At 71.9% G+C, this 21039-nt stretch carries 20 protein-coding genes; 8 read left to right on the top strand and 12 right to left on the bottom strand.

From position 1 onward, the window contains the following. Positions 1-2 precede the first annotated feature (2 nt). The 3 genes from AB0K05_RS09825 to AB0K05_RS09815 all read right to left on the bottom strand — a co-directional run bounded on the left by AB0K05_RS09825 (position 3) and on the right by AB0K05_RS09815 (position 2983). On the bottom strand, positions 3-1088 hold the full coding sequence (locus tag AB0K05_RS09825; RefSeq protein WP_148033548.1) for a glutamate--cysteine ligase: 1086 nt from the start codon (positions 1086-1088) through the stop codon (positions 3-5). A 69-nt stretch (positions 1089-1157) separates the two neighbouring features. Continuing rightward, a complete protein-coding gene (locus AB0K05_RS09820) occupies positions 1158-1814 on the bottom strand; it encodes a M15 family metallopeptidase (protein WP_364228232.1) in 657 nt (218 codons plus the stop codon). A 23-nt stretch (positions 1815-1837) separates the two neighbouring features. Further along, positions 1838-2983: an ROK family transcriptional regulator gene (locus AB0K05_RS09815; RefSeq protein WP_219544275.1), complete on the bottom strand. Its 1146-nt coding sequence runs from the start codon at positions 2981-2983 to the stop codon at positions 1838-1840. A gap of 138 nt (positions 2984-3121) precedes the next feature. On the opposite strand from AB0K05_RS09815, the gene AB0K05_RS09810 reads away from it, so the two are divergent. The 4 genes from AB0K05_RS09810 to AB0K05_RS09795 are packed head-to-tail and all read left to right on the top strand — an operon-like array spanning position 3122 to position 7815. Then, the gene (locus AB0K05_RS09810; protein ID WP_148033550.1) at positions 3122-4447 is read left to right on the top strand and encodes an extracellular solute-binding protein; all 1326 of its coding nucleotides are present in this window, start codon (positions 3122-3124) and stop codon (positions 4445-4447) included. A gap of 6 nt (positions 4448-4453) precedes the next feature. After that, entirely contained in the window at positions 4454-5458 is a 1005-nt protein-coding gene (locus AB0K05_RS09805; RefSeq protein ID WP_364228229.1) for a sugar ABC transporter permease, read from the top strand. Beyond that, on the top strand, positions 5458-6309 hold the full coding sequence (locus AB0K05_RS09800; protein ID WP_148033552.1) for a carbohydrate ABC transporter permease: 852 nt from the start codon (positions 5458-5460) through the stop codon (positions 6307-6309). Before AB0K05_RS09805 ends, AB0K05_RS09800 begins: the two co-directional genes overlap by 1 nt. 60 nt (positions 6310-6369) lie before the next feature. After that, positions 6370-7815: a glycoside hydrolase family 3 protein gene (locus AB0K05_RS09795; protein WP_364228227.1), complete on the top strand. Its 1446-nt coding sequence runs from the start codon at positions 6370-6372 to the stop codon at positions 7813-7815. Between the two features lie 15 nt (positions 7816-7830). Here AB0K05_RS09795 and AB0K05_RS09790 read toward each other — a convergent pair whose 3' ends face one another. Beyond that, a complete protein-coding gene (locus tag AB0K05_RS09790) occupies positions 7831-9012 on the bottom strand; it encodes an ROK family transcriptional regulator (RefSeq protein WP_148034846.1) in 1182 nt (393 codons plus the stop codon). Between the two features lie 90 nt (positions 9013-9102). Between AB0K05_RS09790 and AB0K05_RS09785 the strand changes: the two genes are divergently transcribed. Together AB0K05_RS09785 and AB0K05_RS09780 are read left to right on the top strand one after the other, a co-directional pair. Further along, positions 9103-11055, top strand: coding sequence for an endonuclease/exonuclease/phosphatase family protein (locus tag AB0K05_RS09785; RefSeq protein ID WP_364228224.1), 1953 nt, complete (start codon positions 9103-9105; stop codon positions 11053-11055). An 8-nt stretch (positions 11056-11063) separates the two neighbouring features. Continuing rightward, positions 11064-11513, top strand: coding sequence for an Rrf2 family transcriptional regulator (locus AB0K05_RS09780; protein WP_148033555.1), 450 nt, complete (start codon positions 11064-11066; stop codon positions 11511-11513). Between the two features lie 46 nt (positions 11514-11559). Here the strand turns inward: AB0K05_RS09780 and AB0K05_RS09775 are convergent, their stop codons facing one another. Next, entirely contained in the window at positions 11560-12762 is a 1203-nt protein-coding gene (locus tag AB0K05_RS09775) for an MFS transporter (protein ID WP_364228222.1), read from the bottom strand. 81 nt (positions 12763-12843) lie between these two features. Between AB0K05_RS09775 and AB0K05_RS09770 the strand changes: the two genes are divergently transcribed. Next, the gene (locus AB0K05_RS09770) at positions 12844-13428 is read left to right on the top strand and encodes a TetR/AcrR family transcriptional regulator (RefSeq protein WP_364228220.1); all 585 of its coding nucleotides are present in this window, start codon (positions 12844-12846) and stop codon (positions 13426-13428) included. A gap of 7 nt (positions 13429-13435) precedes the next feature. Here AB0K05_RS09770 and AB0K05_RS09765 read toward each other — a convergent pair whose 3' ends face one another. Continuing rightward, positions 13436-13573: a hypothetical protein gene (locus AB0K05_RS09765; protein WP_271278667.1), complete on the bottom strand. Its 138-nt coding sequence runs from the start codon at positions 13571-13573 to the stop codon at positions 13436-13438. A gap of 192 nt (positions 13574-13765) precedes the next feature. Between AB0K05_RS09765 and AB0K05_RS09760 the strand changes: the two genes are divergently transcribed. Further along, a complete protein-coding gene (locus tag AB0K05_RS09760) occupies positions 13766-14545 on the top strand; it encodes a DNA-formamidopyrimidine glycosylase family protein (protein WP_364228218.1) in 780 nt (259 codons plus the stop codon). On the opposite strand, the gene AB0K05_RS09755 is transcribed toward AB0K05_RS09760, so the two are convergent. From AB0K05_RS09755 to AB0K05_RS09730, 6 genes are all read right to left on the bottom strand, one after another. Beyond that, positions 14542-14898, bottom strand: coding sequence for a helix-turn-helix transcriptional regulator (locus AB0K05_RS09755; protein WP_148034847.1), 357 nt, complete (start codon positions 14896-14898; stop codon positions 14542-14544). The genes AB0K05_RS09760 and AB0K05_RS09755 overlap by 4 nt on opposite strands. A gap of 274 nt (positions 14899-15172) precedes the next feature. Then, positions 15173-15664, bottom strand: a complete 492-nt coding sequence (locus AB0K05_RS09750) for a nicotinamide-nucleotide amidohydrolase family protein (RefSeq protein WP_148033560.1) — start codon at positions 15662-15664, stop codon at positions 15173-15175. Positions 15665-15669: 5 nt separating this feature from the next. Beyond that, positions 15670-16242 carry a CDP-diacylglycerol--glycerol-3-phosphate 3-phosphatidyltransferase gene (gene pgsA / locus AB0K05_RS09745; protein WP_148033561.1) on the bottom strand — a complete coding sequence of 191 codons (573 nt, stop codon included), beginning with the start codon at positions 16240-16242 and terminating at the stop codon, positions 15670-15672. Further along, positions 16239-17651, bottom strand: a complete 1413-nt coding sequence (rimO, locus tag AB0K05_RS09740; protein WP_148033562.1) for a 30S ribosomal protein S12 methylthiotransferase RimO — start codon at positions 17649-17651, stop codon at positions 16239-16241. The genes pgsA and rimO overlap by 4 nt, the downstream gene beginning before the upstream one ends. A gap of 45 nt (positions 17652-17696) precedes the next feature. Further along, positions 17697-18446 carry a helix-turn-helix domain-containing protein gene (locus tag AB0K05_RS09735; protein WP_261808763.1) on the bottom strand — a complete coding sequence of 250 codons (750 nt, stop codon included), beginning with the start codon at positions 18444-18446 and terminating at the stop codon, positions 17697-17699. A gap of 74 nt (positions 18447-18520) precedes the next feature. Beyond that, positions 18521-21031: a DNA translocase FtsK gene (locus AB0K05_RS09730; protein WP_219544176.1), complete on the bottom strand. Its 2511-nt coding sequence runs from the start codon at positions 21029-21031 to the stop codon at positions 18521-18523. Positions 21032-21039: the final 8 nt, after the last annotated feature.

The raw sequence follows: 21039 nt of genomic DNA, 5'->3' as shown, positions 1-21039 counted from the left end.
CGTCAGGCGACGGTGGCCTCGATGAGGTCGTCGACCACCTCGGTGAGGTCCTGCTCGCGGGCGTGCACGCGGCGCTGCCGTTCGGCGCCGGAGCCCTTGTCGAGCAGGCGTTCCAGCCCGTCCTCGACGTAGGGCAGGTCGCCGGCCTCCGACAGGGCGTCGCTCACGTGGGCCAGGAGGCGGCGGGCCATCAGCGGGGCGGGCACGAGCGTGCCGTGGCGGACGTCGAGGCTGTCGCCGGTGAGCCCGTCGCGGGCGGCACGCCAGTAGGCGGCGCGCACCACCTCCGACGGGATCGGCAGGCCGCGGTCGCCGCGGGCCACGTCGGCCAGTGCCCTGACGACCAGGCCGCGCACCAGCCCGATGATGGTGAGGCTGTCGTTCACGTCGAGCGGCACGTCAGCCACCCGCACCTCGACCGTGGGCAGCCGGGGTGAGGGCCGGGCGTCCCAGAAGACGGTCTTCGGGTCCATGAGGGCGCCCGACTCGGCGAGCGCGCGCACGGCCAGCTCGTAGTCGCCGAAGGTGGGGAAGTACGGGGGCGCGCCGGAGACGGGCCACCGGCCCCAGCTGATCACCCGCCAGGAGGCGTAGCCGGTGTCGCGGCCGACGAAGAACGGCGAGTTGGCGGCCAGCGCGATCAGCGTGGGCAGCCAGGGCCGCAGGTGGTTGCCGACGTAGACGGCGTGCTCCTCGTCCGGCACGTCGACGTGCACGTGCAGGGCGCAGATGCTGATCTCGTCCTGCAGCGCCCTGTAGAGGCTGCGGCCCTGCTCGTAGCGGGCGTCGTCGCTGAGCGGCGGCGTCATGACGTTGCCGAGCACCGGGATGCCGCTGGCGACGACGGCGAGCCCGCACGAGCGGGCGGCCCCGGCGACCTCCTTGCGCGCGGCCCGCAACTGGGCGCCGAGCTCGGCCAGGTCGGCGGAGGGCGCGCTGCGGGCCTCCACCTGGAACCTGGTGATCTCGTGGGCCACGTCGAGCACGTCCGTGGCGGCGGCGAGGACGTCGGCCGCACGTGGGGTGACGTGGCGGGTGTACGGATCGACGACGAGGTACTCCTCTTCGATCCCGATCAGCGGAACCATGCCCACACCTCGCAGGAAGTCGGGGGAGCCTCCGCACGATTTGTGCCCGCCTGCCGCCTTCCGGAATCGCTACATGCTTACTGGCCCGTAGCAAGCGGCGGGGGCGCCGGTGGTCAGGGCCCAGTAGCGGTCGCCGTGGGACCAGTGCCACCACTCGGTGGGGTAGTTGACCAGCCCGGCGGGCTCCAGGGCCGCGGCCAGGAGCTTGCGGTGGGCGCGGGCGTCGGCGGAGATGTGCGGGGCGGCGGTGTAGCAGGCGCCGTCGCTCTCCTCGGGGTTGTCGTTGACCTGGGTGCCCATGTCGTACTCGGCGCCGTCGGGGTCGCAGAGGGTGAGGTCGACGGCGGCGCCGGCGGTGTGCGGGGCGACCTCGACCGGGGAGACGTAGCGGCTGGCGGCGACGTGCGCCTCCTGCTCGGACATGGCGGGGAAGGCGGCGCGCAGCTCGTCGCGGTATTCCTCGAAGTAGCGGCGCTGGGTGGCGACGGGCCGGTAGCCCTCGACGATCATCAGGTGGTATCCGCCGGGCAGGAGCCGCTCGGCCCGTTCGAGCCTGGCCAGCAGCCCCGCCCGCAGGTGGGCGTAGGCGCCGGCGTCGTCGGCGAGCCGGGTGTCGACCCGGAGCCGGCCGCGCGCGTCGGCCAGGGGCTCGCCGTTGTCCTGCACCGGGATCGCCGCCACGCGGGGATCGGAGATGAGCACGATGTCACTCGGTGGCTGCCACATGTGCAGTGATTCTCACACACGTGTCAGACGGTGTCGGAGAACACCTGTTCGCGGGCCTGTTCGAGAGCGGCCACCAGGGCGCCGCGGAGCACCGGGTTACCGGGGACCCCGCCGGCGGCGACGCGGGGCGGCGCGGGGCAGATGCGGGCGACGGCGTCCTGGACCTTGGCGGCCAGCCGGGCGCCGCCCGCGCGGCCGATGTCGCCGCTGAGCACGATCAGGCCGGGATCGAGGACGACGGAGACGGCGGCCGCGCCGACGGCGAGCCGGTCGGCGAGCTCGTCGAGGTAGTCGTCGCCGCCGTTGCGCACCTGGTCGGGGACGCCCGCGCCGGGCACCTGGTACGTGCCGGCCAGGTTCTGGAGTGCGGCGGTGCCGACGAGACGCTGGAAGGACCCGGAGTTGGGGTGCTTGACGTCGGAGGGCAGCGGTTCGCCGGGCACGGGCAGCCAGCCGATCTCGCCCGCGCCGCCGGTGATGCCGCGGTGCAGCCGGCCGCCGAGCATGACGCCGAGGCCCTGGCCGACGCCGGCCCACATGACCACGAAGTCGTCGACGCCGGCGGCGGCCCCGTAGCGGTGCTCGGCGAGGGCGACCAGGTTGACGTCGTTCTCGATGGTGACGGAGGCCCCGAGGCTGCGGCGCAGCCCTGCCAGCACGCCGACGTGCCAGGTGGGCAGGTCGAGTGAGAAGCGGACGTCGCCGGTGCGCGGGTCGACCATGCCCCTGGTGCCGATGACGAAGGCACGCAGCCGCGACAGGCTGACGTCGGCGACGGCGCAGGCCCGCTCGACCGCGGCCTGGACCGTACGGACCGGGTCGCCGTCGAAGGGGTTGACCGTGACCTCGACCACGGTCCGGCCTGTGATGTCGGCCACGCCGACGGTGACGCTCTCGGGCAGCACCTCCAGCCCGGCGACGTAGGCGCTGGAGGGTCGTACGCCGTAAAGTGCGGCGTTGGGTCCCCTGCCGCCGGCGCGCTCCCCTGCCACCTCCACCAGGCCCCTGTCCTCCAGCCTGGCGAGCAGCTGACCTGCGGTGACCTTGGACAATCCGGTACGTTCTCCGAGTTCGGCCCTGGTGAGGGGGCCCTCGGCGAGGAGGAGTTCGAGCGCGGAGCGGTCGTTCAGCCTGCGCAGCAGCCGAGGCGTCCCGGGGTTCCGGCTCATCTTCATGCCCCTCTCGTCACGATCGGCTAACAGACGGTTTTTTTTAAGAAAGTTTCTTGTTAGTTTAACACCTGTCGTTCGGCATTGACGATCAGCCTGGTGCGGACCGTAGGCCAGCACCCGGGAAGGGAGAACCCTGTGAGGATCGCGAAGATCACAGCCACTACGGTCACCACGGCCGCCCTGGCCCTGGGCGTGGCCGCCTGTGGCGGCGGTGAGGCGCCCGCGGAGCCCAGCGCGGCGAGCACCGCCGAAGCTAGCGGCCCCGCGTTCGCGGGCAAGGAGCTCACGCTCTGGCGCCTCGGTGACAGCAACCCCGACGCGCAGAAGTACACCGATGAGCTGGTGGCCGCCTTCCAGCAGGAGACCGGCGCCAGCGTGAAGGTCGAGTGGATCCCGTGGCCCCAGGTGAACGACAAGTTCACCGCCGCCGCGGCCGGAGGCGCCGGCCCCGACGTCACCGAGATCGGCAACGACCAGGTCCCGCTCTGGGTGAGCCAGGAGGCGCTCGCCCCGGTCACCGACATCGTCGGCTCCGGCGACCAGGCCGGGATCCCGAAGAACCTGATGGGCATGGAGACCATCGACGGCGAGACGTACGCCGTGCCGTGGGGCGGCGGCACCCGCGCGGTGCTCTACCGCAAGGACTGGTTCGAGGAGCTCAAGATCGAGGTCCCGAAGTCCTGGGACGAGCTCGTGGCCGCGGCCAAGAAGGTCCAGGCGGAGAAGGGCTCGGACGTCGACGGCTTCGCCTTCAACGGCGGCTCCGACGCCAACCACCTGCTGGGCTCGCTGGCCTGGACCTCGGGCGGCGAGTACGCGGTCAAGGAGGGCGACAAGTGGGTCGGCAAGCTGACCGACCCCGCCTTCAAGGCCGGTTTCGAGCAGTACACGTCCCTGGTGACGGACGGCCTGTCCAGCAAGTCGCGGCTCACCCAGAACAGCTCGGACATCCGCACCCGCTTCTCCAACGGCAAGGTCGGCATGTACCTGACCGCGTCGTGGGACCTCGCCACGATCGAGGAGGAGAGCAAGGGCAAGCTCAAGGGCGACAAGCTCGCGTTCTTCCCCCTGCCGAGCAAGGACGGCGGTGAGGCCCAGGCCTTCCTGGGCGGCAACGACATCGCCGTGTGGGGCACCGCCAAGGAGCCCGAGGCGGCCAAGGAGTTCGTGAAGATGGCGACCAACAAGGACTGGGGCGTCCGGTACGCCACCGAGGGCGGCCTGCTGCCGGTCTACCCGGAGGCGCTCGCCAAGCTGGCCGAGGACCCGGCGCAGGCGCCGTTCGCGGCCGCGTTCGCCAAGGCCAAGGCCTTCCCCGCGGACCCGAACTGGACCGAGGCCAACGAGACCAAGGCCGTGCTGCAGAACGCCGCGCGCCAGGTGATCGAGGGCAAGGCCACCGCCGACGAGGCGCTGGCGGCGGCCAACACCGAGCTCGAAGACATCCTCAACCAGTCCTGACAGGCCATGACGAACACGCCGACACTCGCCCGGGGCGGCAGGCACGCCTCCGCCTCGGGCCGGGGCCCGTCCCGCCGGGGCAGGGGCAAGGGCCTGCCCGTCTGGTCCATCCCGTACGTCCTGCTGATCCCCGGCCTGCTGGTCATCGCGGCGCTGCTGCTCTACCCGATGGTCCAGGTGGCGATCATCGCCTTCCAGAAGGTGGGCCTGCCGCAGATCAGCGGGCGGCGGCCGGCCGAGTGGGTCGGCACCGACAACTTCACCCGCATCTTCGAGAGCCAGATCTTCTGGGACTCGCTGCGCAACACGGTCGTGTTCGCGGTCATCGCGGTCACCATGACGCTGGTGCTGGGCACCGCCGTGGGGGTGCTGCTCAGCAAGCTCGGCAAGAAGATGTCCACGTTCCTGGTGATCGGCATCATGTGCGCGTGGGCCGTGCCGCCGGTGGCGCAGGGCATCATCTGGCGGTGGCTGTTCGACGCCGAGGCCGGAATGATCAACTGGGCGCTGAACCTGCTGCCCGACTGGCTGTCCACGCTGGTCTTCGGCCGCGCCGACTGGACGGGCGAGCCGTGGCTCAACGACGCCTGGTCCGTCTACATGGTGCTGATCATCACGGTGGTGTGGGCGTCCTTCCCGTTCATCGCGGTGTCGGTGCTGGCCGGGCTCAAGGGCATCCCCTCCGACCTGTACGAGGCCGCGCGGGTGGACGGGGCGACCGGCTGGCGCACGTTCTGGCAGATCACGTTCCCGCTGCTCAAGCCGGTGTTCGCGGTGCTGACCGTACTGTCGATCATCTGGGACTTCAAGGTCTTCAGCCAGTTGTACGTGCTCATGAGCGGGCCGACGAACCGTGAGGCGTTCAACCTGTCCATGTACTCCTACACCGAGGCGTTCAAGGCGCCGCAGAAGATGGGCACGGGCTCGGCGATCGCGCTGGTGCTGACGGTCCTCCTGCTGGTCGTCACCGCCGTGTACATCCGGCAACTGGTCAAGCAGGAGGAGTTGTGATGAGCCCGCTGGCCAGGAAGCGCCTGGGCAAGGTGGCCCTGAACGCCACGGCCCTCCTGGTGTTCCTGTTCGCGGTCTTCCCCGTCTATTGGATGGTGTCGACCGCCTTCAAGGCCAACGACCAGATCTTCACCACCGAGTTCATCCCGTTCCCCACCCATTTCACCTTCGAACACCTGCACCGGGTGCTGACCGAGGGCGTGGCGGGCAACTCGATCTGGGTCTACATGGGCAACAGCGCGGTCGTGGCGCTCGGCACCGTGCTCATCGGGGCGGTCTTCTCGCTGCTGGCGGCGACGGCGGTGGCCCGGTTCCGGTTCAAGGGCCGCACCGGCTTCCTGTTCCTGCTGCTGATCGCGCAGATGATCCCGGCCGAGGCGCTGCTCATCCCGCTGTTCCTGCAGGTCAAGACCCTCGGCCTGTACGACCACCTCGCCGGTCTGATCCTGGTCAACGTGGGGCTGACCCTGCCCTTCGGCATCTGGATGCTGCGCACGTTCGTGGCCGCGGTGCCGAAGTCGCTGGAGGAGGCGGCCTGGATCGACGGGGCGTCCAGGTTCGTGACGTTCTGGCGGGTGCTCTTCCCGCTGGTCGCGCCGGGCCTGGTGGCGACCAGCATCTTCTCCTTCATCACCGCGTGGAACGAGCTCATCTTCGCGCTGGTGCTGATGAGCGAGTCCACCGGCTACACCATGCCCGTGGCCCTGCAGTACTTCTTCGGCCACAAGGGCACGGACTGGGGCGCCATCATGGCCAGCTCCACGATGATGACCATCCCGGTCGTCATCTTCTTCATGATCGTGCAGCGCCGCATGGTGACCGGCCTCATGGCCGGCGCCGTCAAGGGCTGATCGACACCACGGGCGCCTCCCCGTATCCGAGGCTGCCCGTTTTCCATCTGATGAGGAGCCATGAGTCGTAGTGATCGGGGGCTGCGCCGCCTCGCGGCCGGTACGTTGCTCGTCGCCTTCCAGGGCACCACGCCGCCGGGCTGGGTGCTGCGCGAGCTGGAGCGAGGGCTGGGCGGCGTCACGCTCTTCGGCTTCAACGTCGACGGCCACGAGCCGCCCGCCGCGCTCACCGCGGCGCTGCGGGAAGCGGGCGGCGAGCCGGTCGTCTCGCTGGACGAGGAGGGCGGCGACGTCACCCGGCTGGCCTACCACGAGGGCAGCCCGTACCCGGGGAACGCGGCGCTCGGCGCGGTGGACGACGCCGAGCTGACCCGGCAGGTCTACCGGGCGATCGGCGCGGAACTGGCCGCCTGCGGGATCAACCTGGACATGGCGCCGGACGCCGACGTGAACTCCGAGGCGGACAACCCGGTCATCGGCACCCGGGCGTTCGGCGACGAGCCCGGACTGGTCGCCCGGCACACGGTGGCCGCCGTCGAGGGCCTGCAGGAGGCGGGGGTCGCGGCCTGCGTCAAGCACTTCCCCGGCCACGGCGCCACCCGCGTCGACTCGCACCTGGCCATCCCGGTCGTGGACGTCACCCCGGAGGTGCTGCGCGAGCGGGAGCTGGCGCCGTTCCGCGCGGCCATCGAAGCGGGCACCAAGTCGATCATGACGGCGCACGTGGCCGTGCCCGCGCTGACCGGCGGCACGCCCGCGACGCTGTCACCCGCCGCGCTCACCGGCCTGCTGCGGGGCGAGCTCGGCTACGACGGCGTGGTGATCTCCGACGCGCTCGACATGCACGCGATCACCAAGAGCGTCGGACTGGCAGGCGGCGCGGTGCGTTCGCTGGCCGCCGGCGCCGACCTGCTCTGCCTCGGGCCGATACCCGGCCACGACGAGGTGCGCGAGGTGATCGACGCGATCGTGGCCGCCGTGGACGAGGGAACGCTGCCGCCGGCCAGGCTGGAGGAGGCGGCGGCCCGGGTGGAGGCGCTGCGTGCCTGGTTCGGCGCGCCGGGGCGCACCCTGCCCGAGCGGAACGGGGTCGGGCTGCGCGCCGCCCGCCGCGCCGTGCGGCTGGCCGGCGAGCCGGCGCCGCTGTCGCAGCCGCTGGTGGTGGAGGTGGACACGCCGCCGACCATCGCCGTGGGCGACGTGCCGTGGGGGCTCGGGCGCTGGCTGCCGGAGGCGGAGGTCCTGCGGCTCGCCCCCGGCTCGGCCGACGTGACTGCGCTGCTGGCCAAGGCCGCGGACCGGTCGCTGGTCGTGGTGGTCAGGGACGCGCACCGCCACCCGGACAGCCGTGCGCTGGTCTCCGCGCTGGTGGCCGCCCGGCCGGACGCGACGGTGGTCGAGATGGGGCTGCCGGTCTGGCGCCCGGACACGGCCGCCTACCTCGCCACGTACGGTGCGGCCAGGGCGAACGCGCAGGCCGCGGCGGAACTGCTCGCCGGGACCTGAGCCACCGGCCGCCGGTCAGGACGTGAGGAGCTCCTGGCGGGCCTGGTCGAGCGCGGCGAGCACGGCGCCGCGCAGCACCGGGTTCGGGTCGGTGACGGCGGTGGTGACCACCTGCGGGCGGACCGGGCAGACGCGGGCCACCGCCTCCTCCACCCGCGAGGTGAGCGCCTCTCCCCCGGCGTGACCGACCTCCCCCGCCAGCACCACCAGGCCGGGATCGAGGATCACGCAGACGGCCGCCACGCCCAGGGCGAGCCTGCGGGCTATCTCGTCGAGCAGCGGCTCGCCCTCGGCCCCGGCCGCCACCGCCACCTGGACGCACTGGCCGGCGCTGTCGGCCGCGAACCCGTACCCCTGCGCCAGCTCCGCCACCGCCTCCGCGCTGACCAGCGACTGCAGGCCGCCCGCCAGCGACGGCAGCCGTCCCGGCGCGGTGCGGATGTCCTCCGGCAGTGGCACGCCCGGCACGGGCAGGTAGCCGATCTCGCCCGCGCTGCCCGAGCGGCCGCGGTGGAGCCGGCCGCCGAGCATCACCGCCATGCCCAGGCCGCGGCTGGACCACAGCAGCACGAAGTCGTCGATGCCCCGCGCGGCGCCGTCGGCCCGCTCGGCGATGGCGGCGAGGTTGACGTCGTTCTCGATCGTCACCTCGCGCTTGAGGTCGCCCGCCAGGGCCTCGTGGATGCCTTCGTGCCAGCCCGGCAGGTCGAAGGAGAAGCGCACGTCGCCGCTGCGCGGGTCGACCACGCCGGGAGTGCCGATGACGACGCCGCGCAGCCTGCCCAGGCCGACCTTGGCGCTCCGGCAGGCCTTGGTGATCGCGTCGTGCACGGCGGCGACCGGGTCGGGGTGACTGTCGGGGTCGACGGTGACCTGGGAGATCGTGCGGCCGTGGATGTCGGCGACCGCCGTGGAGATCAGCCCGGGACCGACCTCCAGCCCGGCCACGTAGGCGCTGGAGGGGATGACGGAGTAGAGCGCCGCGTTGGGGCCGCGCCCCCCGGCCTGCGCGCCGACCACCTCGACCAGCCCGCGCTCCTCCAGCCGGGCCAGCGTCTGGGAGGCGGTCACCTTGGACAGGCCGGTCAGCTCGCCGATCTGGCCGCGGGTCATCGGCCCGGAGGCCAGCAGCAGCTCCAGAGCGGCCCGGTCGTTGATCTCCCTGAGCAGTCTGGGCACACCAGGCCGTCGCTCCACGCTGAATCCCACCGTCACAATCGAAAAGGTTGTTGCAAGTTTAGCGCTCCCACCCTTGCTTATCGATGCAGGTGAACGCGAGGATTGCTCATGCTCTCCCTCCGCCACCAGGTCGCTCTCCTGGCGATCGGCGTCGTCCTCTTCCTCGACGTGCTGCGGGTGTTCCTCCCGTCGTTGATCACGCTGTTCGGGCGGGCCGGGTCGACGGCTCCGGAGCTGATGGGCCTCTACGCGGCCGCCTGGTTCGTGCTCCCGTTCCTGGCGCTGCGGCTGAAGCCGCGCTGGGCCGTGCTGGGCGGAGCGGTCGCGCTGGTGCTGGCCCGCGTGCTCCTGCAGGCCGGCGCCTCGCAGCTGTACGTGGCCTCGGCCGGGGTGAGCGCCGGCCTGGTCTTCCTGTACGGATGCGCGCGGACGACGACCCGGGCGGCGGCGCCCGTGGGGATCATCGGCGGAGTGGCCTGCTCGGTGCTCGGCCACCTGCTGCTCGACGGGGTGGACCTGGTGTGGCGACCCGGGCTCCTGGCGTGGGCGGCGGTGCTGGGGCTGTGCGCCGCGTTCCTGGTGCTGACCCGTACAGCGGGCGCCGACCCGGCCCGCACGGATGCTGACACCCCAGCCCGCGCGGGAGGCGCCGACCCGGCTGGTGACGCCTCAGCCCGGGCGGGTGGCGACGGCGGGCTCGCGCCTGCCGGGACCTGGTTCCTGGTCGGGCCGGTGCTGCTGCTCGCCGGGATGGCGGCCACCGGCTACGCGAAGGCGGCCGTCGGGCCGAGCGTGATCGGCTGGGACGCGCTCCTTCAGGTGGCGGCGCTGGTGGCGGCGACGGTGCTGGCGTCGCGGGTGTCGCACTCCCCCGCCTTCGACGCCGCCGCGGCCGTGCTGCTGGTGTGCTTCACGGTGTTGCTGCTGCTCCCGTCGTCCGGGTCCACGGGGCTGGGGCTGAGCGGCGCCATGGTGCTGCTGTGGACGGGCCCGGTGCTCGCCGCCTCGGCGCAACGGCCGGCGGGCGGGCGGCAGGGGGTCGCGGTGCTCGGCGGCGGGCTGGTGTTCCTGGTGGCGACCTTCGGCTACTACGCCTCGTACGACCTGGACCTGGGCATACCCAACCAGGTCTGGCCGGTCACGGTCGCGGTGGTGGCGGCGGTCGTGGCCGTGCGGCCGGGGCGGCCCCGGCCGCTGGGTCCGCGGGTGCGGCGGCGGGTGTGGCCGGCCGTGGCGGTGGCGGCGGCGCTCATGGTGCTCGTGGCGGCCACCAGCTGGCGGCCGCCGCCCGCGAACCGTCCCCTGGGCGGAGACACGATCAAGCTGGTCGCCTACAACATCCGGATGGGGTTCGGCCTGGACGGACGGCTGTCTCTGGACGACATCGCCGCCTGGACCGCCGCCCAGAAGCCGGACGTGGTGCTGCTCAGCGAGGTGGACCGGGGCTGGCTGCTCAACGGCGGCCACGACGACCTGGCGAGGATCGCCCGCGGCCTGGGCATGCGCTACTACTTCGCCCCGGCCGCCGACAACGTGTGGGGCGACGCCCTGCTCACCAACCTGGTCGTACGCGGCATCCACTCCCATCGGCTGGGCGGGCACGACTACCCGACCGGCGCCCAGGCCCAGGCCATCGTGCTGGGCGTCGGGCCCGACGAGCTCGGCATCGTGAACACCCACCTGCAGGCCCCGGCCGGGCAGGCGCCCGAGGTCGCCGCCATGGTCAGGGCCCTGGCCGCCGGGAGGGACGCCGCCGAGGCGGGCCCGCGCTCGCGGGTGGGCAACAGCCCGATGAGGCCGGTGATCCTGGCCGGGGACCTGAACATCCGGCCCGGTGACCCGGAGATGCGGGTGCTGGAGGGGGCCGGGCTGTCGGACCCGCTGCTCGCGCTCGGCGACCCGCCCACCTCGCCCGCCGACGCCCCCACGGAGCGGATCGACCACGTGCTGATCAGCGACGGGCTGACCGCCGTATCCGCCGAGGCGCCGCGGGTGCCGTTCTCTGATCATCTGCCCGTGGTGGCCACCTTGCGTCTAACCAGTGTTGACCAACAGGGATAATCGATAACATGCGCCTTTCTGCTCGCGTCGACTACGCCCTCCGCGCCGCCGCCGAACTCGCCGCGGCCGGTGCCGGCCCCACCACCGTGGGCGAGCTCGCCAAGGAGCAGGACATGCCGCCCAAGTACTTGGAGAACATCCTCCTGCAGATGCGCCGCGCCGGCCTGGTCCGCGGCCAGCGCGGTCCCGAGGGCGGCTATGTGCTGGCCCGCCCGCCGGCCGACATCTCGCTCGCCGACGTCATCAGGGCCGTCGACGGCCCGCTGGCCAACGTGCGGGGCGAGCGGCCCGAGCACGTCGGCTACCGGGGCCCGGCCGAGTCGCTGCAGCAGGTGTGGATCGCGCTGCGGGCGACCGAGCGCGGCATCCTCGAAGAGGTCACGCTGGAGCACGTCGCCTCCGGCCGCCTGCCCGACCGCGTCAGCCAGCTCGCCGCCGACCCCGCCGCCTGGGACTGACCGGCCCGCGGCGCCGCCGTCGGAGGCCCCCGTACGGAAACCCCGCTCAGGTCCCCGTACGGCTGACCGTGCTGGTGACCGCCGGTCGGCCCAGCCGGGCCGCCTGCCAGAAGAGCACCAGGGCGACGACCTCCACCACGGCCGCGGCCGCCGGGAGCAGGCCCGGCCCGTGCCACTCCAGCACGACACCGCCCAGCGCGCCCCCGCCGGACACGCCCACGTACACCGCGCTGCTGTTGAGCGCCAGCGCCTGCGGCCCGGCGGGACCGGCCAGGGCCAGCAGGCGGACCTGGGCGGGCGGCGGGATCCACCACGACACCCCCGCCCAGAGTGCGAGCAGCGGCAGGAGCGCGAGCAGGGCGAGCGGCCGCAGCCCCCACGCGACCGTGAACGCGGCCATGACGGCGCCGAACCCGCAGATCCCCGCGATGAGCGCCCGGTCGGCCCCCCACCGGTCGCCGGCGCGCCCGCCGAGCTGCCCGCCGGCGAACCCGGCCGCCCCCGCCAGCACGAACACCCAGCCGACCTCGACGGGCCCGGCCCCCGCCAGCTCCCGCAGGAACGGGGCCAGGTACGTCATCACCATCATGCTGCCGAGCACGATCGCCACGATCCCCAGCAGTCCGGCGACCACCTGGGGCCGGGCCAGCGGCGCCAGCCGATCCCGCAGCGAGCCCTCGGCCGGTTCCGGCGCCACGTGCGGCAGCGTCCGGCGCACGGCCACGAGCGACACCAGGCCGAGCAGCGCGGCGAGCACGAACGTGGCCCGCCAGCCGAACGCGCCGCCCACCCAGGTGCCGATGGGCACGCCCAGCATCAGCGACCCGGTCAGCCCGCCCATGACCAGCGCCAGGTAGCGCCCCTGCCTCCCGGCCGGGGCCTGGGAGGCGGTGATGGCGTACGCGGCGGGCACGACGGCCGCCGCGGCCACCGCCGCCAGCACCCGCAGCCCCATCAGCACGGGGTAGGACGTGACCAGCGCCGCCGCCCCGTTGGCGGCGACGAACAGCAGCAGCGCCCCGGTCATCAGCCCGCGCCGCGGCCATGAGGCGGTCCCCACGGACGCCGCCGGCGCGGTCAGCGCGAACGCCAGCGAGAAGCCGGTCACCAGTTGCCCGCCCACCGCCTCGCTGACCCCGAGGTCGCGGGAGAGCGCGGGCAGCACCCCGGCGATCACGTAGTCGTCGGTGGCGAAGGTGAACATGGTGAACGTCAGTGCCGCCAGCCAGGCGGGCACTCGTTTGGACATGGGAACCCCAAAATTAAGGCAACAGTTGTTACCGAGGTAAGGTAACAGTCGTCACCTCAATGACGTCAAAGGGATTATCCGATGGCCAGGACCGCCGATCCCGCCCGCCGGGATGAACTCCTCGACCGCATCGTCGACTACCTGGCGGAGCGCGGCCTCTCGACGCTGTCCATGCGGCCGCTGGCCGAGCACCTGGGCAAGTCCACCCGCGTGCTGACCCACCACTTCGAGGACAAGGAAGAGCTGCTGTCGGCCACCATGCGACGTCTGGACGAGCGCCACCGGGCCTGGCTGCGCTCGCTGCCCGGCTGGGACGGCTCCGACAGCGTCGGCACGATCGTCCGCCGCACCTGGGAGTTCCAGCTGAGGGAGGACAACCTGCCGATCGCCCGGCTGATCCACGAGATCGAAGGGCTGGCGGCGGGCGGCCGGCTCACGGGTCTGGTGCCGGAACTGCTGGCGGACCGGTCGGCGTTCGTGGCGTCGCTGCTCCGCGATCGCGGCGTCCCCGAACGCGACGCGCTGCGCATCTCGACCCTGGTCAACTCCGCCTACACGGGCCTGCAGCTCGACGTCCTCACCACCGGCGAACGAGAGCGCGTCGACGAAGCCCTGCACCAGCTCGCCGACCTGGTCGACGAGTGGGTCGAGGCCGCCGCCCGCTGAGCGGCCGTCACGCCGCGCCCGGCCAGACGTGGCGATGGCGCGAGGAGTAGGTCTCGAGCCGCCCGTCCACCACCCAGTAGTGGTGGGAGACCGCGATCCGGGACGCGAGGTCGTACTCCTCGAAACCCAGGTGCTCCGGGGTCACGGTGAACGGGTGCACGGTCTGGCCGGGCGGGAGCCGTCGCAGCTCGGGAACGTAGACCTCGACGACGAAGCTCGATGCCGTGGACGCGGACGCCCCGCCTGCTGAGCGGCAGCGCGATACGGCCGCACCCGGTCCGGCCAGCTCGGCGAGGAAGTCGACCGCCGGGCCGTCCAGGCTTCCTAGACTGGACGCATGCCCGAAGGTGATGCCGTCTACCGCACCGCCGCGCGGCTGCGGGGGGCGCTCGACGGTCAGGTGCTGACCCGGTCGGAGTTCCGGGTGCCGCGCCACGCCACCGCCGACCTCACCGGCCGGACCGTGCTGGAGACCGTGTCACGGGGCAAGCACCTGCTCACCCGGGTCGAGGGCGGGCTCACCGTGCACACCCACCTGCGGATGGACGGCAGCTGGCAGGTCGCCCCGGCCGGCCGGAGCGTCCCCGGGGGCGACCGGGTGCGGCTGATCCTGGCCAACCGGCGGTGGCAGGCGGTCGGCATACGGCTGGGGATGGTGGACCTGCTGAGGACGGCCGACGAGGGCAAGGTCGTCGGGCATCTGGGCCCCGACCTGCTGGGCGACGACTGGGATCCGGCCGAGGCCGTGCGGCGGCTGAGCCGGGACCCGGACACGACCATCGGCGAGGCGCTGCTCGACCAGCGCAACCTGGCCGGGATCGGCACGATCTACCGCGCGGAGACGCTTTTCCTGCGCGGCGTATGGCCGTGGCGGAGGGTCGGGGACGTCGGGGACCTGGAAGGGCTCGTCACACTGGCTCAGAGGCTGCTGGCGGCCAACAGGCATCACGCGGGCACGGTGACCACGGGAGACCGCCGCCCGGCGCATCAGACCTGGGTCTACGGCAGGGCGGGAAGACCCTGTCGCCGCTGCGGGACCCGCATCAGCCGTGGCGAGATGGGGACAGGACCGCAGGAGCGGCTCATCATGTGGTGCGGCGGCTGTCAGCCGGGCTAGGCAGCCACCATGTCCTTGACTTCGGGGAAGACGGTGTCGGAAATCGATCCTGGGACCGAGTCGGGAACCGCGATGCGCTCGTGCTCGGGCGCGTCGGCCAGCACGGGAGCGGCCTGAAGCTCCGCCAGCGCGAACTGATCGGAGACCTCACGCAGGACCTGCGAGAGCGGAACCCCGAGCGCGCCGCAGATCGACGCGAGCAGCTCGGAGGACGCCTCTTTCTGGCCCCGCTCCACCTCGGACAGGTAGCCGAGTGAGACGCGCGCCAGCGTGGACACCTCTCGGAGTGTGCGTCCCTGCCGCACGCGCAACCGCCTCAGCACGTCTCCGAGCAGCTGACGCAGCAAAATCATCTGTCGCTCCCTCCCCGGAGTGGATGGCTTCACCACGCTCCGCGCGATCGAGTCGTGCCGCCCGTCTTTCTTCTTCGCTTCGTACATACTCCTCGCCGTCATTGCCGGGCGTCTCCGCCCCTGGCCCGCCGCTCGTGACTCATCAGGCCCGCCTGCCGGGCGCTCGCTGCTTGCAGTTGGCTCACGGACCTCACTCACAGCTCCACCGTACCCGCATCGACCGACACCGCGTCAGACCGTGCTTCGCATGTTCGCTGGGGACGTAACACGGTAATCATCCGGAATGTTCCCCTTTGTTGTCCTTAAGCACACTTGCTAGTAGATCAATAGCCTCGTCCATCGTCTCTACCCTGATACGTTCACGCGACCCCTTAAGGCTCAACCGTCGGCCCCACACCTGTCCGCCCGGTCCGCTCACCGCCGCGAAGACCGTGCCGACCGGCTGGCCGTCCTGCGGCTCCGGCCCGGCCACTCCCGTGACCGCCACCCCGTACGTGGCCTCGCACAAGCGCGCCACCCCGGCCGCCATCGCCGCGGCGACCTCCGGATGCACCGCCCCCTCGCGGCGCAGCAGATCCCCCGGCACGCCCAGCAGCCGTTGCTTCAGGTCGGTGGCATAGGAGATCACCCCGCCCTTGAAGACCCGGGACGACCCCGGCACCAGCGTGAACGTCGCCCCGATGAGCCCGCCGGTGAGCGACTCGGCCACGGCGACAGTGGCCTCCTGGCTCGCCAGCGACTCCAGCACCTGCGTGACCTCGGCCATGATCCTCACTCCCCGCGCGCACGCCTCGCCATCCCGCGCAGCCTGATCGCGCGGATGACGTAATCGACCCCCGTCGCCACCGTGACCACGAGCGCCGCCCCCATCACCGTCTCCCGCAGCGCCTCCGGCACCCACGGCACCAGGTAGAGCGCGATGGCGGCGATCTGCAGGACGGTCTTGACCTTCCCGCCGTAGCTCGCCGGGATGACCGCCAGCCTGATCAGCACCAGCCGGAGCAGCGTGATGCCCAGCTCACGGCCGAGGATCACGATCGTGACCCACCACGGCAGCTCGCCCAGCAGCGACAGGCACACCAGCGCGGCCCCGGTCAGCGCCTTGTCGGCGATCGGGTCGGCGATCTTGCCGAAGTCGGTGATGAGGCCGTAGCGCCTGGCCAGCTCACCGTCGAGATGATCGGTGAACGACGCCACCGCGAAGACCGCCAGCGCGGCCAGCCGCCAGCCCATGCCCGGCAGGAACAGGCAGACGACGAAGAACGGGACGAGCGCCAGCCGCAGGACCGTGAGGACGTTGGCGATGTTCCACGGACTCACCGCGCGGCGCTCGTCTCTGGTCATGGACCGGCGGCCTTGATCCGAGCGATGAGGTCGACGCCCTCGGCGTCGACGACCATGGCGCGGACGAGCTCGCCCGGCACCAGGCCGATGCCCTGGACGGTGACCGATCCGTCGACCTCGGGACCCTGGTGGGCGGCCCTGCCCTCGTAGCCGCCGTCGCCGAGGTCCTCGTCGATGAGCACGTCGACCTCGGTGCCGATCCGGTCCTCGGCGCGCTGCGCCGTCAGCTCCTCGGCCAGCTCGGTGAGCACCCGCACGCGCTCGTCGACGACCTCCTGGGCCAGCTTGCCGTCGAAGCCCGCGGCTTCGGTGCCGTCTTCGTCGGAATAGCCGAACACGCCGATGACGTCGAGCCTGGCCGCCTCCAGGAAGGAGACGAGCTCGCCGAACTCCTCCTCGGTCTCGCCGGGGAAGCCGACGATGAAGTTGGAGCGCACCCCCGCCTCCGGCGCCCGCTCGCGGATGCTCTCCAGCAGGCCGAGGAAGCGCTCGGGATCGCCGAAGCGGCGCATCCGCCGCAGCACCCCGCCGCTGGCGTGCTGGAAGGACAGGTCGAAGTAGGCGGCGACGCCGTCGGTGCCGGCGATCACGTCGATCAGCCCCGGCCGCAGCTCGGCCGGCTGGAGGTAGCTCGCCCGCACCCGGGAGACGCCCTCGACGGCCGCCAGCCTCGGCAGCAGCTTCTCCAGCGCCCGCAGGTCGCCCAGATCCTTGCCGTAGGACGTGGAGTTCTCGCTCACCAGCACGAGCTCGCGCACGCCGCGGTGGGACAGCCAGTCGGCCTCGGCCACCAGCTCGTCGGGGTGGCGGGACACATAGGCGCCGCGGAAGGCGGGGATGGCGCAGAACGTGCAGCGCCGGTCGCAGCCCGAGGCGAGCTTGAGCGAGGCCACCGGGCTCTCGTCGAGCCGCTTGCGCAGCACCCGCGGGCCGCTCGCGGGCGCCAGCCCGTCGGGCAGGTCGCCGTGGCCGGGGATGGCGCCGCGGGGGGCGGCGGCCCGGTCGACCGGCGTGATGGGCAGCAGGAGGCGGCGGTCACGCGGCGTGTGCGGCGTGAGCGCGCGCCCGGCGAGCACGTCGTCGAGACGCCCGCCGATGTCGGTGTAGTCGTCGAAGGAGATGACCGCGCTGGCCTCGGGCAGCGCGTCGGCGAGCTCGTTGCCGTAGCGCTCGGCCATGCAGCCCGCGGCGACCACCTTGGCCCCCGAGTCGGCGGCGGCCAGCAGGGTGTCGATCGAGTCCTTCTTCGCCGACTCGATGAAGCCGCACGTGTTGACCACGACGACATCCGGGTCGTCGTCGTCGAGCTGCCAACCGGCAGCCTCGAGTCGCGCGGCCAGCTCCTCGGAGTCGACCTCGTTGCGGGCGCAGCCCAGCGTGATCAGCGATGCGGTTCGGCGGGATGACATGGTGACACTACGGTATCGGCAGTTGGCCACCACACGATGCAGGGGTTACCGAGCTGGTGGTTTCCCCGGGCCGAACGACCGGCGCACCTTCTCCCCCCGCTCCCCCACAGCGCCCAGGTTCTTGCCGTTGACCTGCACCGACACGGCTCCGGCGTCACCCACCTCGAAGTCGATCCGGCTCTGCGCCCGCCAGGTGGCGCTGCTGCCCGCCTTGAGGCTGCCGTCGAACAGCCGGCGCCCCTTGGCGTCGCGCACCGTCATGCGGGCCCGCCGCTTCGCCTCGACCGTGACCTCGACCGTGTTCTTGCCCGCCATGGCCACGGCGGACGGCCCCTCGGTGAACGGCGAGTTCGGCGGCACGGTGGCCGCCGGCCGCTCCCCGCGGGCGGTGCGGACCTGGTCGGACGCGCCGCCCAGGACCTTGACCACGCCGAACACGACCACCACGGACAGCGCGACCGCCAGCGCCGGGGCCCAACCGGGCCCCCGCCGCTCGGACATCTTGATGATGCGGTCGGCCTGGAACACCGCCGCCGCCCGCACCGGCTGCGGCGCACCGCCGTGCAGCTGGTCGTAATGGTGCACCACGGCCTCGGGATCGAGCCCCACGGCCGCCGCGATGGTCTTGACGTGCCCCCTGATGTAGAAATCGCTTCCGGACTCGGCGAACTCGTCACGCTCGAGCGCGTTGATGATCGCCTCTCGGATACGCGTGATCTTGCTCAGCTGCTCGACAGTCAACCCCGAAGACTGCCGAGCCGCCGCCAATATGGCTCCGATGCTCTGCTCCTGCACGACAACCGCCTCCCCACGACGGAGCGTAGTTGCTCCTATTCAAGCAGTAAGTGGCAGGGAAGTGGCCATTGGGGTCATTCGCCACGCAGGTCGGCTAGCAATCCGGGCAGATCATCTGGTTTCACCAGCACCTCGCGAGCCTTGGAACCCTCGCTGGGACCGACCACTTCGCGGCTCTCCAGCAGGTCCATCAGCCGCCCGGCCTTCGCGAAGCCGACGCGCAGCTTGCGCTGCAGCATCGAGGTCGAGCCGAACTGGGTGGTGACGATCAGCTCGGCGGCCTGGATGAGCAGGTCGAGGTCGTCGCCGATGTCCTCGTCGATCTCCTTCTTGGCGCCGGCCGCGACGGTCACGTCATTGCGGTACTCCACCTGCATCTGCTGCTTGCAGTGGTTGACGATCTCGGCGATCTCCTTCTCGGAGACGAACGCGTTCTGGATCCGGATCGGCTTGCTGGCCCCCATCGGCAGGAACAGCGCGTCACCCTGGCCGACCAGCTTGTCGGCGCCCGGCTGGTCGAGGATGACCCGCGAGTCGGTCAGCGAGGACACCGCGAACGCCAGCCGGGACGGCACGTTGGCCTTGATCAGGCCGGTGACGACGTCCACGCTCGGCCGCTGGGTGGCGATGACCAGGTGGATGCCCGCCGCGCGGGCGAGCTGGGTGATGCGGACGATGGAGTCCTCCACGTCGCGCGGCGCCACCATCATCAGGTCGGCCAGCTCGTCCACGATCACCAGCAGGTACGGATAGGGCTGGTAGACGCGCTCGCTGCCGGGCTGCGGGACGAGCTTGCCGGCCCGTACCGCCTTGTTGAACTCGTCGATGTGGCGGAACCCGCTGGCCGCCAGGTCGTCGTAGCGGCGGTCCATCTCGCCCACCACCCATTCGAGGGCCTCGGCGGCCTTCTTCGGGTTGGTGATGATCGGGGTGATCAGGTGGGGGATGCCCTCGTACACGCTCAGCTCGACCCGCTTGGGGTCGACGAGCACCATGCGCACCTCGTCGGGAGTGGCGCGCATGAGGATCGAGGTGATCAGCCCGTTGACGCAGACGGACTTGCCCGCGCCGGTGGCGCCGGCGATGAGCAGGTGCGGCATCTTGGCCAGGTTGGCCACGATCGTGCGGCCCTCGACGTCCTTGCCCAGTCCGACGATCATCGGGTGGTGGTCGGCCTGCGCCACCTGGGCGCGGAGCACGTCGCCGAGCGCCACCAGGTCCTTGTCGGCGTTCGGGATCTCCACCCCGATCGCCGACTTGCCGGGGATCGGGGACAGGATCCGAACATCGGCCGATTTAACGGCATAGGCGATGTTCTTGGTCAGCGCGGTGACCTTCTCCACCTTCACCGCGGGCCCCAGCTCGATCTCGTAGCGGGTCACGGTCGGCCCTCGGGTGAACCCGATCACCTGGGCGTCGATGGTGAACTGCTCCAGCACGCTGGTCAGCGCGTTCACCACGACCGTGTTGGCCTTGGTCTGCGGCTTGGGCGCGGTGCCCTGCTTGAGATGCTGCAGGTCAGGCAGTTGGTACGGGCCCGCCTGCGGGGAGAGCACGAGCTGCTCGACCTTGCGCGGCGCCGGGGTGGGCTGCGGCGGCTCCGGCTGCTTGACCGGCGCCGGCGGCGGCTCCTCCTCGTCCATGAGCCCCGGGACGATCTCCGGCGAGTGGTCCTCGCGCTTCTCCTTCTCCGACAGGACGGGCGTGTCGTACGGTTTGACCGACTCCTCGCCCTCGGCGGCGGGCTTCTTCGGCCGCCCGCGCTTCTTCGGCTGCGGCGCGGGCCTGCCCTCCGGCGTCTGGCGCTCGAAGAGCATGTGGCGCAGCTCGGCCAGCCGCTCCGGGATGCGGTGGACGGGCGTGGCCGTGATCACCAGCACGCCGAACCCCGACAGGATCAGCAGCAGCGGGATCGTGATCCACGGCGGCAGGATGCTCATCGGCGGCGCCGACACGATGAACCCGATCATGCCGCCCGCCTGCGACACCTTCTCCATCGTGTTGTTCGCGTCGCCCGCGGGATAAGGGGTGCCGTTGGCGACGTGGATCACCCCGAGGACGCCGACGAGCAGCGCGCTCCACCCGATCACCATCCGGCCGGTGTCGGCGTTCTGGTCGGGGTGGCGCAGGTAACGCCAGGCCAGCAGGCCGAACAGCAGCGGCAGCGCCCACGCCAGCGAGCCGAACACGGCGTGCACGACGGTGTGGACGACCTCGGAGACGCCGCTCCTGGTGTCGCGCCAGGTCATCGCCGCCAGCACGATGGCGCCGGCGAGGACCGCCAGCCCCACGCCGTCGCGGCGGTGGACCGGGTCGAGCTCTCTGGCGTTCTTGCCCAGGGCGCGGGCGGTGCTGCCGATGCCGTTGGCGAGCAGCATCCACAGGCCGACGACCAGCTTGCCGATCATGGTGAAGACCCAGCTGATCGGGTCCTGATGGGTCATCGGGGGTTTACGGGCCGGCCCCGCCCCCTTCGCCCTGGGCCGCCCCGTGGACGCGGCGCCCCGTTTCGCGGGGGTCGAGCGAGACGAGGGCGACCGCTTCGCCGGACCCTTCGATGCGCTTTTCGGCGTACGGGTGGCCATGTTGCCAA

Source organism: Nonomuraea sp. NPDC049486 (assembly GCF_040676925.1).
GTDB lineage: Bacteria > Actinomycetota > Actinomycetes > Streptosporangiales > Streptosporangiaceae > Nonomuraea > Nonomuraea ferruginea.
Note: the sequence above shows the minus strand (reverse complement) of the source record. Positions and strands in the feature narration are given on the sequence as shown.

Excerpts from the sequence above, each read along its gene's own strand:
- AB0K05_RS09775 (WP_364228222.1), bottom strand. The coding sequence starts at position 12,762 with ATGTCCAAACGAGTGCCCGCCTGGCTGGCGGCACTGACGTTCACCATG.
- AB0K05_RS09780 (WP_148033555.1), top strand. The coding sequence starts at position 11,064 with ATGCGCCTTTCTGCTCGCGTCGACTACGCCCTCCGCGCCGCCGCCGAA.
- AB0K05_RS09800 (WP_148033552.1), top strand. The coding sequence starts at position 5,458 with ATGAGCCCGCTGGCCAGGAAGCGCCTGGGCAAGGTGGCCCTGAACGCC.
- AB0K05_RS09815 (WP_219544275.1), bottom strand. The coding sequence starts at position 2,983 with ATGAGCCGGAACCCCGGGACGCCTCGGCTGCTGCGCAGGCTGAACGAC.
- AB0K05_RS09760 (WP_364228218.1), top strand. The coding sequence starts at position 13,766 with ATGCCCGAAGGTGATGCCGTCTACCGCACCGCCGCGCGGCTGCGGGGG.
- AB0K05_RS09820 (WP_364228232.1), bottom strand. The coding sequence starts at position 1,814 with ATGTGGCAGCCACCGAGTGACATCGTGCTCATCTCCGATCCCCGCGTG.
- AB0K05_RS09750 (WP_148033560.1), bottom strand. The coding sequence starts at position 15,664 with ATGGCCGAGGTCACGCAGGTGCTGGAGTCGCTGGCGAGCCAGGAGGCC.
- AB0K05_RS09770 (WP_364228220.1), top strand. The coding sequence starts at position 12,844 with ATGGCCAGGACCGCCGATCCCGCCCGCCGGGATGAACTCCTCGACCGC.
- AB0K05_RS09785 (WP_364228224.1), top strand. The coding sequence starts at position 9,103 with ATGCTCTCCCTCCGCCACCAGGTCGCTCTCCTGGCGATCGGCGTCGTC.
- pgsA (WP_148033561.1), bottom strand. The coding sequence starts at position 16,242 with ATGACCAGAGACGAGCGCCGCGCGGTGAGTCCGTGGAACATCGCCAAC.
- AB0K05_RS09825 (WP_148033548.1), bottom strand. The coding sequence starts at position 1,088 with ATGGTTCCGCTGATCGGGATCGAAGAGGAGTACCTCGTCGTCGATCCG.
- rimO (WP_148033562.1), bottom strand. The coding sequence starts at position 17,651 with ATGTCATCCCGCCGAACCGCATCGCTGATCACGCTGGGCTGCGCCCGC.
- AB0K05_RS09755 (WP_148034847.1), bottom strand. The coding sequence starts at position 14,898 with ATGATTTTGCTGCGTCAGCTGCTCGGAGACGTGCTGAGGCGGTTGCGC.
- AB0K05_RS09730 (WP_219544176.1), bottom strand. The coding sequence starts at position 21,031 with ATGGCCACCCGTACGCCGAAAAGCGCATCGAAGGGTCCGGCGAAGCGG.
- AB0K05_RS09805 (WP_364228229.1), top strand. The coding sequence starts at position 4,454 with ATGACGAACACGCCGACACTCGCCCGGGGCGGCAGGCACGCCTCCGCC.
- AB0K05_RS09795 (WP_364228227.1), top strand. The coding sequence starts at position 6,370 with ATGAGTCGTAGTGATCGGGGGCTGCGCCGCCTCGCGGCCGGTACGTTG.